Source organism: Shimia sp. SK013 (assembly GCF_001292625.1).
Taxonomy (GTDB): Bacteria; Pseudomonadota; Alphaproteobacteria; order Rhodobacterales; family Rhodobacteraceae; genus Shimia.
In genome coordinates, this window is the sequence record NZ_LAJH01000014.1 from 155159 (window position 1) to 169109 (window position 13951).

Annotated in this window: 14 protein-coding genes; 9 read left to right on the top strand and 5 right to left on the bottom strand. The window is 57.8% G+C overall.

Features of this window, described 5'->3' with window-relative positions; genetic code table 11:
- Positions 1–93 precede the first annotated feature (93 nt).
- The 7 genes from SHIM_RS14300 (at position 94) to SHIM_RS14330 (ending at position 7741) form a co-directional block, all read left to right on the top strand.
- On the top strand, positions 94–1194 hold the full coding sequence (locus SHIM_RS14300) for a LacI family DNA-binding transcriptional regulator (RefSeq protein ID WP_054003355.1): 1101 nt from the start codon (positions 94–96) through the stop codon (positions 1192–1194).
- Between the two features lie 33 nt (positions 1195–1227).
- Complete coding sequence (locus SHIM_RS14305; RefSeq protein WP_054003356.1) at positions 1228–2580, top strand: ABC transporter substrate-binding protein; 1353 nt, start codon at positions 1228–1230, stop codon at positions 2578–2580.
- 76 nt (positions 2581–2656) lie between these two features.
- Positions 2657–3901 carry a carbohydrate ABC transporter permease gene (locus tag SHIM_RS14310; protein WP_054003357.1) on the top strand — a complete coding sequence of 415 codons (1245 nt, stop codon included), beginning with the start codon at positions 2657–2659 and terminating at the stop codon, positions 3899–3901.
- Positions 3901–5109 (top strand): carbohydrate ABC transporter permease, encoded by a 1209-nt coding sequence (locus SHIM_RS14315; RefSeq protein WP_054003412.1) that lies wholly within the window; start codon positions 3901–3903, stop codon positions 5107–5109. Before SHIM_RS14310 ends, SHIM_RS14315 begins: the two co-directional genes overlap by 1 nt.
- 1 nt (position 5110) lies before the next feature.
- Entirely contained in the window at positions 5111–6376 is a 1266-nt protein-coding gene (locus SHIM_RS14320; protein WP_054003358.1) for an MGH1-like glycoside hydrolase domain-containing protein, read from the top strand.
- Complete coding sequence (locus SHIM_RS14325) at positions 6376–7398, top strand: ABC transporter ATP-binding protein (protein WP_054003359.1); 1023 nt, start codon at positions 6376–6378, stop codon at positions 7396–7398. The genes SHIM_RS14320 and SHIM_RS14325 overlap by 1 nt, the downstream gene beginning before the upstream one ends.
- A 67-nt stretch (positions 7399–7465) precedes the next feature.
- The gene (locus SHIM_RS14330) at positions 7466–7741 is read left to right on the top strand and encodes a D-lyxose/D-mannose family sugar isomerase (RefSeq protein ID WP_054003360.1); all 276 of its coding nucleotides are present in this window, start codon (positions 7466–7468) and stop codon (positions 7739–7741) included.
- Between the two features lie 227 nt (positions 7742–7968).
- Here SHIM_RS14330 and SHIM_RS14335 read toward each other — a convergent pair whose 3' ends face one another.
- The 3 genes from SHIM_RS14335 to SHIM_RS20200 form a co-directional block, all read right to left on the bottom strand.
- Positions 7969–9039, bottom strand: a complete 1071-nt coding sequence (locus SHIM_RS14335; protein WP_054003413.1) for a Hint domain-containing protein — start codon at positions 9037–9039, stop codon at positions 7969–7971.
- 108 nt (positions 9040–9147) lie between these two features.
- The gene (locus SHIM_RS14340; protein ID WP_241488877.1) at positions 9148–10011 is read right to left on the bottom strand and encodes a lipid A-modifier LpxR family protein; all 864 of its coding nucleotides are present in this window, start codon (positions 10009–10011) and stop codon (positions 9148–9150) included.
- Positions 10012–10269: 258 nt separating this feature from the next.
- A complete protein-coding gene (locus SHIM_RS20200; RefSeq protein ID WP_152926559.1) occupies positions 10270–11007 on the bottom strand; it encodes a peptidoglycan-binding domain-containing protein in 738 nt (245 codons plus the stop codon).
- Between the two features lie 266 nt (positions 11008–11273).
- On the opposite strand from SHIM_RS20200, the gene SHIM_RS20430 reads away from it, so the two are divergent.
- Entirely contained in the window at positions 11274–11423 is a 150-nt protein-coding gene (locus SHIM_RS20430; protein WP_193749932.1) for a hypothetical protein, read from the top strand.
- A gap of 134 nt (positions 11424–11557) precedes the next feature.
- Here the strand turns inward: SHIM_RS20430 and SHIM_RS14355 are convergent, their stop codons facing one another.
- On the bottom strand, positions 11558–12364 hold the full coding sequence (locus tag SHIM_RS14355) for a DUF2092 domain-containing protein (RefSeq protein ID WP_054003363.1): 807 nt from the start codon (positions 12362–12364) through the stop codon (positions 11558–11560).
- Between the two features lie 128 nt (positions 12365–12492).
- Positions 12493–13104, bottom strand: a complete 612-nt coding sequence (locus SHIM_RS14360; protein ID WP_054003364.1) for a LuxR C-terminal-related transcriptional regulator — start codon at positions 13102–13104, stop codon at positions 12493–12495.
- 292 nt (positions 13105–13396) lie between these two features.
- On the opposite strand from SHIM_RS14360, the gene SHIM_RS14365 reads away from it, so the two are divergent.
- Positions 13397–13918: a molybdopterin-dependent oxidoreductase gene (locus SHIM_RS14365; RefSeq protein WP_054003365.1), complete on the top strand. Its 522-nt coding sequence runs from the start codon at positions 13397–13399 to the stop codon at positions 13916–13918.
- Positions 13919–13951 lie beyond the last annotated feature (33 nt).

Below are 13951 nucleotides of genomic sequence, written 5' to 3' on the forward strand. Positions count from 1 at the left end.
GCGACGCATCCCTGTTTCGTGCGCTTCGAGCATCACTTAACAAAACCCTTGCCGAAACCGGTTTCGGAACTCAAGTTTGATTCGGGGAGCGAAATGAATAGACGCATAGATCAGCAGGAAGGGACGAGTGTACGCTCGCGTGTGACGATTTCAGACGTCTCTGATGCGCTTGGGTTGACGAAGTCGACCGTGTCGCGTGCCCTGAACAACTACAGCGATATTTCCGAAAGTACGCGGCTGCGTGTGCAGCGCATGTCAGAGAAAATGGGCTATCAGCCCCTGAGCTATGCGCAGGCGATCCGCACCGGTCGAACGAAGTCGCTTGGCCTCGTTGTTCAGCTGTCCGACCACGACGCGCACCGACCGTTTCTGGCAGCGTTCCTTGCGGGCCTGTCGCAGGGCGCAAGCGATGAAGGCTGGACGATGACGATCGCAACAGCCGACAGCCCCGAAGCGACGATCGACACGATCAAAACACTGATCAAGGATCGCAAGGCCGACGGTTTTATCCTGCCGCGCACGCTGCGCCATGATCCACGTGTGACTGTCTTACGCGATGCAGACGTCCCGTTCGTTTTGTATGGACGGTGCCACGATCCCGCCGGATGTGCCTGGCATGACATTCTTGGTGAAGACGCCATGCGCGATGCGGTCCGGCATCTGGTGAAGCTTGGTCACGTCCGGATCGGATTCATTAACGGCGGCGTGCAGTATAACTATTCCGCCCTGCGTCTTGAGGGATTTTTGGCGGGCATGAAAGAGGCTGGTCTCACGACTGACCCCGCGCATGTGAAATCTGACGCAATGTCGATTGAAGGCGGTGAGGCGGCAAGCCTCGTAATGCTGAGCACCGACACGCCGCCAACGGCAATCGTTTGCGCTGTCGATATGGCAGCGCTCGGCGTGTATCGCACCGCGGCCGATCTGGGGCTGACGATCGGGGCTGACCTGTCCCTGATCGGGTATGACGGAATTCCTGAGGGCGGGATGGTGACGCCGCAACTTACGACATTCGCCGTCGATCACACCGCATCGGGCCGTAGGCTGAGCAATCTCTTGATCCGCCGCATAGGCGGTGAGGACATTGAAACGCTGCGGGAGCTTGTTCCTGCAACGCTACAGGAGCGAGGGTCTACCGGACCACCGCTCCTTACATCGACAGAACTGACCGCGCGGATCGCGTTGTTGGACTGAGACGAAAATAGAGATTTAAAAGGGAGGAATACAATGAATCTTAACTCGAAATCCATCATGTTGACGGGTGCCGCGACAGCGCTTGCCCTTACAGCAATGACCGCAAGTGCGGATGAGTTGCGCTTCTGGACAACGGAAGAACAGCCAGAGCGGTTGGCGCGCCAGGAACAGATGGCGGCTGATTTCGCCGCTGCGTCAGGCCACACCGTTGAGGTGATCCCGGTCACCGAAAGCGACCTTGGCACCCGTGCAACGGCTGCTTTTGCTGCTGGCGATTTGCCTGACGTGATCTATCACCCGCTGCAATATGCCCTGCCTTGGGCCGAGGACGGTATTCTGGATACCGATGCTGCTACTGATGTCATCGAGGGCCTTGGTGCTGATACTTTTGCACCCGGCGCGTTGAACATGGCGGCCTCAAACGGCGGCTATGCCTCAGTTCCGGTTGATGGCTGGACGCAGATGGTCGTGTACCGCGCTGACAAGTTCCAAGAGGCGGGCCTTGAGCCACCAAACAGCTACGCCAATGTCATCGCTGCGCTAGAAGCCTTGCACAACCCGCCTGAAATGTATGGCTTCGTTGCACCGACCAAGATCGACGAAAGCTTCATGAGCCAAGTGCTTGAGCATGTGTTCCTCGCCAACGGTGTGTCTCCTGTGGGCGCAGATGGCGTTCAGCCGCTGGACGAAGCCAAGACGATTGAAGTCTTGGAATTCTATAAGGCCATCGTGGACGCATCTCCGGAAGGTGAGCTTTACTGGGATCAGTCCCGTACACTTTACTTCTCGGGCAATGCGGCGATGATTATTTGGTCACCGTTCATCCTTGATGAACTGGCTGGTCTGCGTGACAGCGCTCCACCCACGATCAATGACGATCCGACATCGCGTGATCTGGCGGCTGCCACAGGTATCGTAACTAACTTTGCGGGCCCGTCCAACGCTGATGGCGCGGCATGGGGTGACATCCGCTATTTTGGTATCTCGTCTGATGCACAGACTGATGCGGCGATGGAGTTCGTGGCCTATTCGATGAACGAAGGCTATGGGCAGACGCTTGCCATTGCGCCAGAGGGCAAGTTCCCTGTGCGTCGCGGCACGGCCGGCAATCCAACGCAGTTCGCCGACCTTTGGGCGACATTGGACGTTGGTGTAGACCGCAAAGCGCCGTTGGGTAACCTCTATGATGCGGCAATGATCGAGGAGATCGTTGGCGGTCTGGACGTGGCGCAGCGTTGGGGCGTGGCTGATGGTCAATTGGCAGCCGCATCCAAGATCATCAACAGCATGGTGATCAACCGTCTGGTGCGTGAATATGTCGATGGTGAGCGTGATGGTCCGGCGACTGTCGCCGCACTGAACGACGCGATTGCAGCGATTGATTAAACTTCGCTGATCCAAAATTGCGCGGCGGCCACGTGTCGCCGCGCTTCCTCATACGACCAAACCGGAGCATTCCGTCATGACTGCTGCTGTCCCCCCTAAGGGCACCGGCCCCCTTGCGCGTCTTGAAGCGCGACTGGCGTGGGGTCTTCTGTTGCCGACGATCAGCATCGTCGCCCTTGTCGTCATATTGCCACTGCTCGCGATCTTCTGGATCAGCGTGAAACCAGTCTCGCTGGCTGACCTGCGCCCGCCTGAAGTGGTGTTGCGAGAAGACCTGCGCGGCAATCCGGAAGTTGCGGGCGACGAAGCCACGATCCGGTATCGCCTGCGCAATTCGTCCAAGGATCAACCCATCTCCGGAGTGTCTTTCCGAGACACGATCCCCGCTGGGCTTACCGTGACAGAAGTTGACCCGCGCTGCACTCTGGATGGCGATGCCTTCGCTTGTGATCTTGGCGACTGGGAAGGCGGCTATCGCGAAACGCTGTTGGTGCCGGTGATTGTTGCACAGGCCTATCTGGACTCAGGGATTAGACCTCAGGACATCGACCCTGATATTAAAGGCCGCTCGTCGAATGTGATGACAAACGCCACGTTCACGCTCGATAATTTCGCACGCATCTTCAACGGCGAGGAATTCTGGACAGTGCTGTGGACTACGCTTTTTTACACTGTGTTCGGAACCATTGGCGCGCTCCTTTTTGGGTTGTTCGCCGCTCTTTTGCTGAACAAGACCTTCCGTGGGCAGGGCATCCTGCGCGGTCTTTATCTGTTTCCCTACGTCTCTCCAGTTATCGCAGTGGCCTTTGCGTGGGTGATCCTGTTCGATCCCTTCTCGGGCTCGGCCAACGCGCTGTTGATCCAAATGGGCGTGACGCAACAATCCATCAATTTCTTTGGACAGCGACCGCTTGCACTGATCATGGTGACGGTCTTTGAAATCTGGCGCTATTTCCCGCTGTCGTTCCTGTTCATTCTGGCGCGGATGCAGTCGATTGATACAGATATGTACGAGGCCGCCGACATGGACGGCGCGTCCCCGTTCCAGCAGTTCTGGTATTTGTCTGTGCCACAATTGCTGGGCATTCTGTCGGTGCTGTTCCTGTTGCGCTTCATCTGGACGTTCAACAAATTCGACGACATTTTCCTGCTGACCGGTGGCAATGCCGGAACACGGACTTTGACTGTGAACGTCTATGAACAGGCCTTTGCGATTTCCAATATCGGGGCGGGGGCGGCAGTGGCCGTCGTGATCTTTGGCTGCCTACTGCTGTTCTCGGCGTTCTTCTTCCGCTTCATCAGCCGCGAGGAAGGGCTATGATGACCATGCTGCGCCAAGGCTCTGTGACCGCTGTTATCATCGGAATTCTGTGGACGTTTCTGATCGCCACAACCGTCGCCGTTTCTCTCAGTTTTGCCACCGGCGAAGCCTTCCGTCCGAGCCTGCTGGGTTCTCTGGTTTGGGGTGCCGCTCTTGGGTTGGCGTGCCTGCCGGGACCAAAATGGAAACCGATGGGTGCGGCGATGCTCGTCGCAATCGCCTGTTATCTCGGCTACGGCCCGTTGGTCATCGCTGAAACCGTTTCGGTATTCTCGGGCGTGATTGGGGCACTGGCCGCAGCCGGGTTTTCCGTCCTCGGGCTCTGGATCATCCTTGACGACATGGCACTGGGCGCAAACAACCGCCACGTGTTCGAGGCGGCGGTGATCCGGTTTCTTTCTGGCTTTGGCTACATCTTCTTCACCGCAATCGTCTTGATACCGTTTTACGTGATGGTCCTTACCAGTCTGAAGAACCAGTCAGAGCTGATGCAAAACCCGCTCGATTTTAGTATCGAGCTGTCCAAAGGCTGGGAGCTGTTTCGGTCTTACGAAGAACTGTTCAACCAGTTCAACTTCGGCACCTATCTGCTCAACTCATTCGTTATTTCAGTTCTGACTGTATTCATCACGCTGCTGTTCGCGGTGCCTGGTGCCTATGCCGTGGCCAGACTGCGGTTCCGGGGGCGGGCCGCGTTCTCACGCGCGATCCTGTTGATCTACATGGTGCCGATGATCGTTCTCGCGTTGCCGATCTACATCGCCTACTCGATGACTGGGCTGCGCAACACGATTGGTGGCATCGTTATGATCTATCCAGTCACAACAATTCCTGTGGCGCTGTACATGCTGCAAGGCTATTTTCGCGGGCTTCCCGCAGAGGTCGAAGAAGCAGGCCTGATGGACGGGCTTTCGCGCCTCAAGGTGATCTGGAAAATCACTTTGCCCCTGTCTTTGCCTGCGATGGCGTCGGTGTCCCTCTACGTTTTCATGATCGCGTGGAACGAATTCCTGCTCGCGTTTATGCTGCTGGACGACCCGTCGAAATTTACCCTGACCCGGGGGATCGCGTCGCTCAACTCATCTGAAATTCCGCGCCAGCACCTGATGGCAGGCGCCGTCATCGCGACGGTGCCGATCATGGTGATCTTCCTCGGATTGGAACGCTTTATGACGAAAGGGCTGACCGCAGGGTCGGTGAAGGGATAAAATGATGGACCAAACAAATCTGCACGAGCAGGCCCGCGACATACTGCGCATGAACGACAAGGGCGGATATACCCTGCCGACCCACGGGCTTTATCCCTACCAATGGAATTGGGACAGCGCGTTTGCCGCTTGGGGGTTCACGACCTTCGACGCCGATCGTGGCTGGACTGAATTGGAGACGCTGCTGTCGGGCCAATGGGAGGACGGCATGGTGCCACACATCCTCTTTCACCGCTCTGATCCCGGCTATTTTCCCGGGCCGGACGTCTGGTCTGGCCGCGGGCCAATCGCGTCCTCTGGAATCAGTCAGCCACCCGTCGCCGCAACCTTCATGGCGAAAATGCTAAAGATGGACCCGAGCGGAGAACCACGCGCCCGCGCGATGTGGCCCAAACTCAACGCCTGGCATCGCTGGTTCATGGAGTGGCGGCTGGACAGTGGCGCCGTCTGCGTCACCCACCCGTGGGAGGCAGGTCGAGACAATGCGCCCGACTGGGATGGCCCGATGAAGGCGATCGATGCGTCAGACGTCGGCGAATACACCCGCCGCGATACATCCCACGTCGATCCGGCCATGCGCCCAACGAAATATGATTACGACCGCTATCTCAAATTGGTGCAACTGGGCGTGTCGGTGAACTGGGATCAGGCGAAACTGCGCGACATCAACCCGTTTCGCGTCGCCGATCCAACGATGACCTTCACCTTGTTGCGCGCCCAACGCGATATGATCGACATGGGCCGCAAGTTTGGCCACGACGTGACCGAAATCGAAGATTGGATAGCGATCCTTGAGGACGGGGCAAAAACCCTCTGGAACGAGGATCTTCAAGCCTACGACAGCCGCGACACCCGTGCGGGAAACTTCAACGGCGTGCTCTCCAACGCCTCGGCGCTGTGCTGGTACGGCGGCATCAACAACGCCGCCGCCTTGCCGGAGGTCACTCGAATGGTCGAAAATGTGACCTACGCCATTTCCAGTTTCGATCCGGACGCAGATGGCTTTGAACCCCTGCGCTACTGGCGAGGGCCAACCTGGCCGATCATGAACTATCTGGTGGGGTCGGGCATGGAAGAACAAGGCGTGACAGCGCTCGCACAGCGTATCCGCTCAGACACCGCGACACTGATGCAGCAAAACGGCTTTGCTGAATACTATCACCCACATGACGGCACGCCCGCCGGCGGGGGCACCTTTACATGGACCGCCGCCGTCTGGCTCGGCTGGGCCGGGGACGATCTGCAATCCCAAAGGGGGGCCGCCTGATGTCATCAATCACCCTCAAAGCAGTCGAAAAGTGGTTCGGCGACGTTCAGGTCATCAAAGGTGTAGATCTAGATATCGCCGAAGGGGAATTCATCATCTTCGTTGGGCCATCTGGCTGCGGAAAATCAACGCTCCTGCGCATGATTGCAGGGCTTGAAGAAACATCGCGCGGCCAGATCATGATTTCAGGTCGCGATGCCACAGCGGAACCGCCGAGCAAACGCGGCCTTGCAATGGTGTTTCAGTCGTATGCACTTTATCCGCATATGTCGGTGCGCGATAACGTGGGCTTCCCGCTCAAGTCCGCTGGGCTTCCGGCGGCGGAAGTGGCCGAAAAAGTAGATGCTGCAGCCAAGGTTCTGAAGCTGGATTCCTATATGGACCGCAGACCAAAGGACCTCTCCGGCGGGCAACGCCAGCGCGTGGCCATCGGGCGGTCCATTGTACGTGACCCCACGGCGTTCCTGTTCGATGAACCCCTGTCAAACCTAGACGCCGCCCTTCGAGTGGAAATGCGCTACGAAATTGCCAAGCTTCACCAGTCGCTCAAATCCACGATGATCTACGTGACCCATGATCAGATCGAAGCCATGACGCTGGCGGATCGGATCGTCGTGCTTGAGGCAGGCAAAGTCGCGCAAATCGGCACGCCGCGCGATCTTTACGAGAACCCTGCGAACCTGTTTGTCGCGCAGTTTATTGGGTCCCCTCGCATGAACCTGATAGACGTTTCAAACGTAGAGCTCACGGGAATGCCCGATGGCACTCGCCACATTGGCATTCGCCCCGAACATATCGAGCAGGCGCCTGACGGCTCCGCAGTTATTGACGGAACCGTCGACGTGCTGGAATACTTGGGTGCCGACACGTTCGTGGTCATGGATTGCGGCAAAGCCGGACAAGTGACGTTCCGGATTAATGGCGACACGCCCCTCAAGCCGGGGGACAGAATTGGTCTGCGGTTCCACAATACTCATCTTCACTACTTCGATGCGGAGGGGCACGCGTTCAAGACCCCCTGACCTCCACTCCTCAAAACCAACAGATCTGCTGGGGAAAAGCCAAACATGTGGTCGCCTCCCGCTGTCGGTGGATATCACCAACTGCGAAACGGGCAACATCGAAGAGATGGGCCTGTTCCTGTTCGAACTGCGCAACGGCTTGCGGGGTGGTCGAGCTTTTGGTTTCGATGACGCAAGTGGCTTCGCGGTGGCCCAAGGCAGGACAGTCTGGTGTGACGGTATCCGGCATGCCTGTGCTGCGGGCGAGATACTGCGCCTTGCTCCAGGGGACAGCGTGACCCTCATGGAAGATACGGATCAGACGCCTCTGCTTGTCAGCAACAATCGTGACTGGCTGAGCTAGGCATCTATCTTTTAGATCAGGTCGATATTGGAAAAGTCATGATTTTCCGAAAAGCGGCCGTTCGCAGTCATACAGAAAATGGGAAATCTGGGCTCAAACCTGCCATTCTCTGCTCCTGCATGGCTCCCTAGACAAACCAACACGCCATCTTCGGCAGTCGTAAGCCATCAAAAAAACGCCCCGATCCGTTGGATCAGGACATTTTGCATTCTAACACTGCGACATTCTCAGGCCGCGTCGTGCATCAGTATCGCCGCCTCGCTCGCAGTCAGATTTCGGCGCGCATAGGGTCCATAGGTGTGCGGATTGATCTCCAACTCCGGCAGCTTCTCCAACAGCCGTGCACGATCACTGTCCGCAAGCGACTCCATAGCGGCGTTTGCCGGATGAAAACTTTCGCTCTCAACCCCATTGGCCCACAGGATCTCGTGTCCTGGCAACAACAGGTGCACATATGTCACCTCCCGCAGCGCATGATCCACCGCCACGCTTGACCCGTTCACCAGATCTCGCGCCGCTACCAGGACTTCATTTGTATTAAACAACGCCCGTGCCGCCGCCCCGCGCACCAACATACGGTGATCAGGTGAAACCAGCAGTTCTTCGTCCGGACGATCAATGCCCAGCGCGCCCGCGCGAATGCGAATTGGCCGCAGCTTTGGCATCGCGAACAAACGCGCGCCGGTCATACGCCGGCTGCCAATCCACTGAACATCCTGCGCACCGTTGTCGCGGGTTTGCACACGATCGCCTTCCCGCAAATCCTCGATACGACGTGGCCCTTCAGGGGTCGCAATCATAGTGCCCGGTGTGAAACAAATCACCCCGGCGCCCGCCGTTCCCGGCGCGCGCGTTTCAAGCGCTTCCATAGAATGATGCACAACCCAAAGCTCACGCCCTTTTGGCGGAAGCTCGTCCAAAAACATCAACAAAGGTGCACTGCCCGGCACCTCGATCACTGTCGCAGTAAAGCTGTGCGTTCCGTCGGTGACGACAAAACCGCCCTCCATGAGCGGATCGTCTCCCTCCAGATGTCCAAGGTCAACTGATGTCCCATCCCCGGTTACAGCTGCGCCTACCAAACGGCGCACAATGCGCGCCGCCCGTTTTCGTATATTTGTCCCTTCTTCCCCATGGTCGAGACGCAAAAGCGTGCCGGAGCCGTCCACTTGGACGGCATCCCCAGTCCACGACCACACCACGCCTGTTTCCAGCGTTTGTACCGGTGCGGCCCTAAGACCATCTACTTCTGTTTGCGACCAGGAGATGACGAACGTGCCACGAAAGCCCGTTTTCATTGCCCGATAACCTGCCATTTAGTTTTTTTATTAACGACAGGTTAACAAAGCCGATTCGACGTGCCTAGCCCGAATTTAAAAAAAGTGATTGGCTGATACCGTTTAGCCTCAGAAGTTAAAGTCCAGCTTGATTGCACCGACCAACTGATCGTCGCTCTGACCTTTAAATTCCTTGCTCAACCAGCTTACCCCGTAAAACACGTGATACGCCTCACCGCGCACATGAATGCCCGCGCGCACGCGGCTGCGCTCGTCACTCAGCTGATAGCCGTCGCTGCTCGGCAAGTAGACGCTGTCAAAGACCTTGGCGATGTCTGCACCCGCAACAAAAGACACGCTTTTTTGGTGATTGCGAATGGTCCGATACCGGTGCCCTGTGACCCAATCGCGCACCAAAAGTTCACCCTGACCGAACTGGCCAATTGTCACATCAAACCCGGCCCGCGCCAGGGTTTCGTCGCCCGCGCGCAGCTCCATAAACGGACGCAGTGTGCCCCGCTCGCCCACTTTCAAATCGCGTCCGATCTCGCCCACAAATCGCGGGATAATCTGATCCCCAATCTGTGCGGCCCGGACGGCATCCGACGGCCCATCAATGCCGACCAAGTCATGCAGACCCCCTTGCAACTGATCGAGCCGCGTCATCGGGCCTATCGCGACAAGATCGCCTCCCAAGGCAAATTCTGTGCCCCCGCGCTGGAAATGTGTGTGCAGCCCGACAAACAGCGACCCCGCCCACCGGCGATCGCCCGGCGCTGGCGCCACAAGGTTTGCAGGTGAAATGATCTCGCCGCCAATCCGCAGCTCGAGAATATCGCCAAATTCTTCTGGCAAGGCCCCATCCCAGCCGCGTCCCCAAACGCGCGACGTGCTATAAGATCCGCTGCGCCAACGGTCGTATCCGTCGCCAAGCGCGTCATTGACAAAAAGATTGCCAAATCCGAGCCGCTCGCGCGCCTCTGAAACAGGCACGGTCGCTCCGTCTTCGGCCACTGCAGGCAAAGAGGCTGGAAAATAGGAGGCGCACATACAAAGCGCGCCCAAAACGGTGGAGGCAAATCGGCCCATAAACTCAAATCGTCCCAGCTCTGGCCCCCACCAAGCTTGCGGACTCTACCCGCTGGACGTGTTCACCGCTAGTGCAACCACGCCACACCTGCGATCAAAATGAAGAGGGCGGCCCGCATCGCTGTGACCGCCCTCCTGATAGGTTTTCAAAGTCGCGTGACGTCAATCTCCTGCGCTGCTGCCTTCTTCGCTTTCTGGTGCGGGATCAGGCTCGGCTTCGGCGTCCGGTTCGCCTTCCGACGCCTCCGTCGCTTCAGCCTCCTCACCTTCGGCTGTCTCGGCCGTGGCCGCATCACCCTCAGAAGTCTCCGCTTCATCCGGCGGCAAAATGCCCAGCAACTGCGCCGTGGGCTCGTCTACCGCACCGGTTTGCTCCAGCTCATAGTCATACTGCAGCCACAAAAGCGCGGCTTCGGTCGACCGGCCAAAGACACCATCAACGGCCCCGACGTCATAGTCATAGCCACCCAACAGCGTCTGCAATTCCCGCACCGCAGGTCCGCGTGTCATCGGCGAAGTCAACGACAATCCGAGCATGGTTTCGGCTTGAGCAGCACCCTCCTCATCGGTTGGTGTGACAACCTCATAGACCTGTGTGTCGTCATGATAGGTCGGACGATACAGCACCCCATCACACAGATAGAGCGTCTCAGAACCGTCTTTGACCTTCTCACAGTTTTTGTCCGGAAGAGAGGTCACATAGACAAGCGTCGAACCTGCCACGATAGCAGTGAAATACCATCCCCAACCCGGATACCAATAATAGCTGCCCCAATGCCAATGCGGCGGACGATAGTAGGGCGGGTTATAATGTGGCGGACGCCATCCCGGCGGACGGTGCCCCGGCGGGCGCCATCCCGGCGGCTTGGGTGGCCGCACCGGCTTGCCGAATTCAGGCAATTGTGAGGGCGGAGGCCGAGTGCCAGGTGGACGGTTGCCGGGCGGACGGGACCCAGCGGGGCGCTCACCTGGCGGTCTAACGCCTGGCGGCCGTGTGCTCGGCGGTCTCGCTCCGCTGCCTGGCAAGCTTGGCAATGTCGCTGGACGATCCGGTCGCGTTCCCGGTTGGCTTGGCCGTGTGGACGGCTGACTCGGGCGCGTGGACGGCTGGTTCGGCCGTGTTGACGGCTGGCTCGGCCGTGTGGACGGCTGACTTGGCCGCGTGGATGGCCGGCTTGGTTGCGTCGCAGGCCGCGATGGCCGTGCGCTTGGCGCAGAAGGCCGTGGTTGAATGGACGGCGTCGGCCGCGCCCTTGGCGCCTGAATGGCCGGTCGCGTCCGTGCCGCGCCGGGGCGCGCGGTCGGTTGTCGGCTAAATCCGCCGCCCGCACCGGCACGCCGCGCCTGTGCATAGGCCGCATCTGGCCCCGAAAACCCAGACAGAAACGGCACCGGCGTTTGCGTTAGGGCAATGACAAAACTCAGGAAAAATCCAAACAGACGTCGCATCTTAATTCTCCCCCTCAGTCACATCACTATTGCGCTTGGGCCACACCAATCGGTCATCCTCATCGTCCGGATAAAATGTGAAACTGTCTTCGGCGATTTCCGGCGCAAAATCCCAATCACTGAAATACGCCCGATATTGCGGCCACCCCTGTTCATAAGGGTTTGTGCCAACGATCATTTTGAGAACAGGGTTCACCGGATCAGTGGTGATCCACATTTGCAAGTCTTCTTGATAACTGGACATGGCCACGTGGTGCACCTCTATTCCAGCGACCCGTTTGATCCCCAAATAGGCCGCAGCCGTAATGTCCCCCAAAAACTGATCCGCAAAATCAGGTACAAAAACTTTCCAGACCGGAAGGCTTTCGGAGTGCTCATCCCGCACGGCTTTCGTAAGCTCGTCAAACGTGCCGAAATACGGCATATGCGTGTAGGCGTTCAACTCAGGCAAATGCACTGTCAGCCCGTACCCATCGAAAAAGAACTCCCGCAGCCCTTCTTCTTGCTCGACATAGGCATAGTACTTGTCCGGACGCACCATCATCGTGCGCCCACTGCGAAAAAGGGTCATCTTTTCGCGTCCGTCAATCACCTGATCATATGACACCAACCAGTTAACCGCCAACGTCTCGTGCGCCGTCAGGACCGTGGCAACACTTTCGACAATGTCGATCGCGCGCGGATCGAGCCGCATCATCGAAGGATCGGCGGGCTCGCCACCGTCTTCCTGAGCTTCTTGCGCAAAGCCCGCCCCCGCGCTTAACGCCAAAACAAAAGCGAGCAACCATTTAGCATAAAACCGACGCATGAAATCTCCTGTTCTAAAAACTGGATCCGCTGCCGGAAAATGTAGGCGACTCGGCCCGGCGACGGCTTTCTGTTACCCAACCCTAGCCGCATGCGCGTCTGTTCCCAAACCTTTGATGGGGGGAAAAATTAGAACAACTTTGCTTCCCGCGCCAAAAGCGCCGCCTGCGTGCGGTTTGAAGCACCTACTTTACGATACAAGTTTTTCACGTGCAGCTTCACAGTCGGCTCAGAAAGACCAAGATCGCGGGCAATTTCTTTGTTGGACTTGCCGTTGGTCAGCCCCCCCAAAACCTGCAACTCTCGTTTTGTCAGATGCTTCGCCATCGGATGGGTCGAGGGTTCCGCCGGCGCCAACAGGTCAAGCGGGACAAACTGTTCTCCCGCCGCCATAAACCGGATGGCGTTTACCAACGACTTGGCCGGCAGCGTTTTTGGCACAAATCCCGCGGCTCCGGCGTCGATGGCTTCCTGCACCACCGCCCGCGGCGCCTCGCCGGAAATCAACGCCACGCGGGGTCCATCCGGCAGGTCCAGCACCCGCCGCAATCCCGCCAGCCGGTTCATGCCGGGCATATTGTAATCCAGCAGCACAAGATCAAACGGTCCATCGTTGTGAATAACGGCCATGGCCTGATCCAAAGTCGGCGCAGTTAGAACGTCGATTCCACCCGCCGTCTGCACATAGGCAACAAGCGTGTCTCGCAACAAATCATGATCATCTGCGATGAGGATCAACACGACGAACTTCCTTTGATCTACCCCTCCAACTGCCCACGTCAGGCGCCGGGGTGCAAGGCAGGGTTTCCCTAACCTGACACAGGTGGCAATCTCTAGTGTACTTCATGTGGGCCGAATACCAAAAGCCTCAGCAACATCCACCGAAGTTTTCCATTTTCGGTGCGCGGTGACTTTGATTTCCATCACGTCTGAACGCAAAACCTATCCTTATGGATAGGCAACTATCCTTTTGCTCGGTGCAGTTGTGGCCTAACATCTGCAATAACGAGGTAAGCTAACAGGACAATAAGACATGACTTTCGTAATTCGCACTGCCGTGTCTTTCGTATTTTGCCTGCTGCTACCACTCACGACGGCCCTAGCGGCCGACGACGCCCCGGCGGCACCTTCCGGAAGCGTCATTCTGACCGTGTCAGGCAAAATCGGCGCCAAGAACGCTGACGAGACGGTTCAGTTCGACATCGACATGCTGCGCGCATTGCCAGCAGAGACGGTGTCGACATCGACCATATGGACGGAAGGGGTTCATGTGTTCACGGGTGTACCGCTAGCGTTGCTGCTCGATGAACTGGGGAGTTCGAGCAGCACGCTGCGGGCTTTGGCCATCAACGACTATGCGGTCGAAATGCCGGTCTCCGATTTACGGGAAATGGCTCCCATCCTCGCCTATGAAATGAACGGGGAGCCAATGCACCGCCGCGATAAAGGCCCGCTTTGGATTATCTACCCCTACGATTCGTCTACTGACTACCAGACCTCTTTGGTCTATTCCCGCAGTGTCTGGCAACTCGACAGGCTTGAGCTCGTAGACTAACCTTCCACCCATGTTTTTGCGCGCGCCCTTGGC

Coding starts and splice junctions, on each gene's coding strand:
- SHIM_RS14300 (WP_054003355.1), top strand. CDS start 94: ATGAATAGACGCATAGATCAGCAGGAAGGGACGAGTGTACGCTCGCGT.
- SHIM_RS14305 (WP_054003356.1), top strand. CDS start 1,228: ATGAATCTTAACTCGAAATCCATCATGTTGACGGGTGCCGCGACAGCG.
- SHIM_RS14310 (WP_054003357.1), top strand. CDS start 2,657: ATGACTGCTGCTGTCCCCCCTAAGGGCACCGGCCCCCTTGCGCGTCTT.
- SHIM_RS14315 (WP_054003412.1), top strand. CDS start 3,901: ATGACCATGCTGCGCCAAGGCTCTGTGACCGCTGTTATCATCGGAATT.
- SHIM_RS14320 (WP_054003358.1), top strand. CDS start 5,111: ATGATGGACCAAACAAATCTGCACGAGCAGGCCCGCGACATACTGCGC.
- SHIM_RS14325 (WP_054003359.1), top strand. CDS start 6,376: ATGTCATCAATCACCCTCAAAGCAGTCGAAAAGTGGTTCGGCGACGTT.
- SHIM_RS14335 (WP_054003413.1), bottom strand. CDS start 9,039: ATGAAAACGGGCTTTCGTGGCACGTTCGTCATCTCCTGGTCGCAAACA.
- SHIM_RS20430 (WP_193749932.1), top strand. CDS start 11,274: ATGGCCGGCTTGGTTGCGTCGCAGGCCGCGATGGCCGTGCGCTTGGCG.
- SHIM_RS14355 (WP_054003363.1), bottom strand. CDS start 12,364: ATGCGTCGGTTTTATGCTAAATGGTTGCTCGCTTTTGTTTTGGCGTTA.
- SHIM_RS14365 (WP_054003365.1), top strand. CDS start 13,397: ATGACTTTCGTAATTCGCACTGCCGTGTCTTTCGTATTTTGCCTGCTG.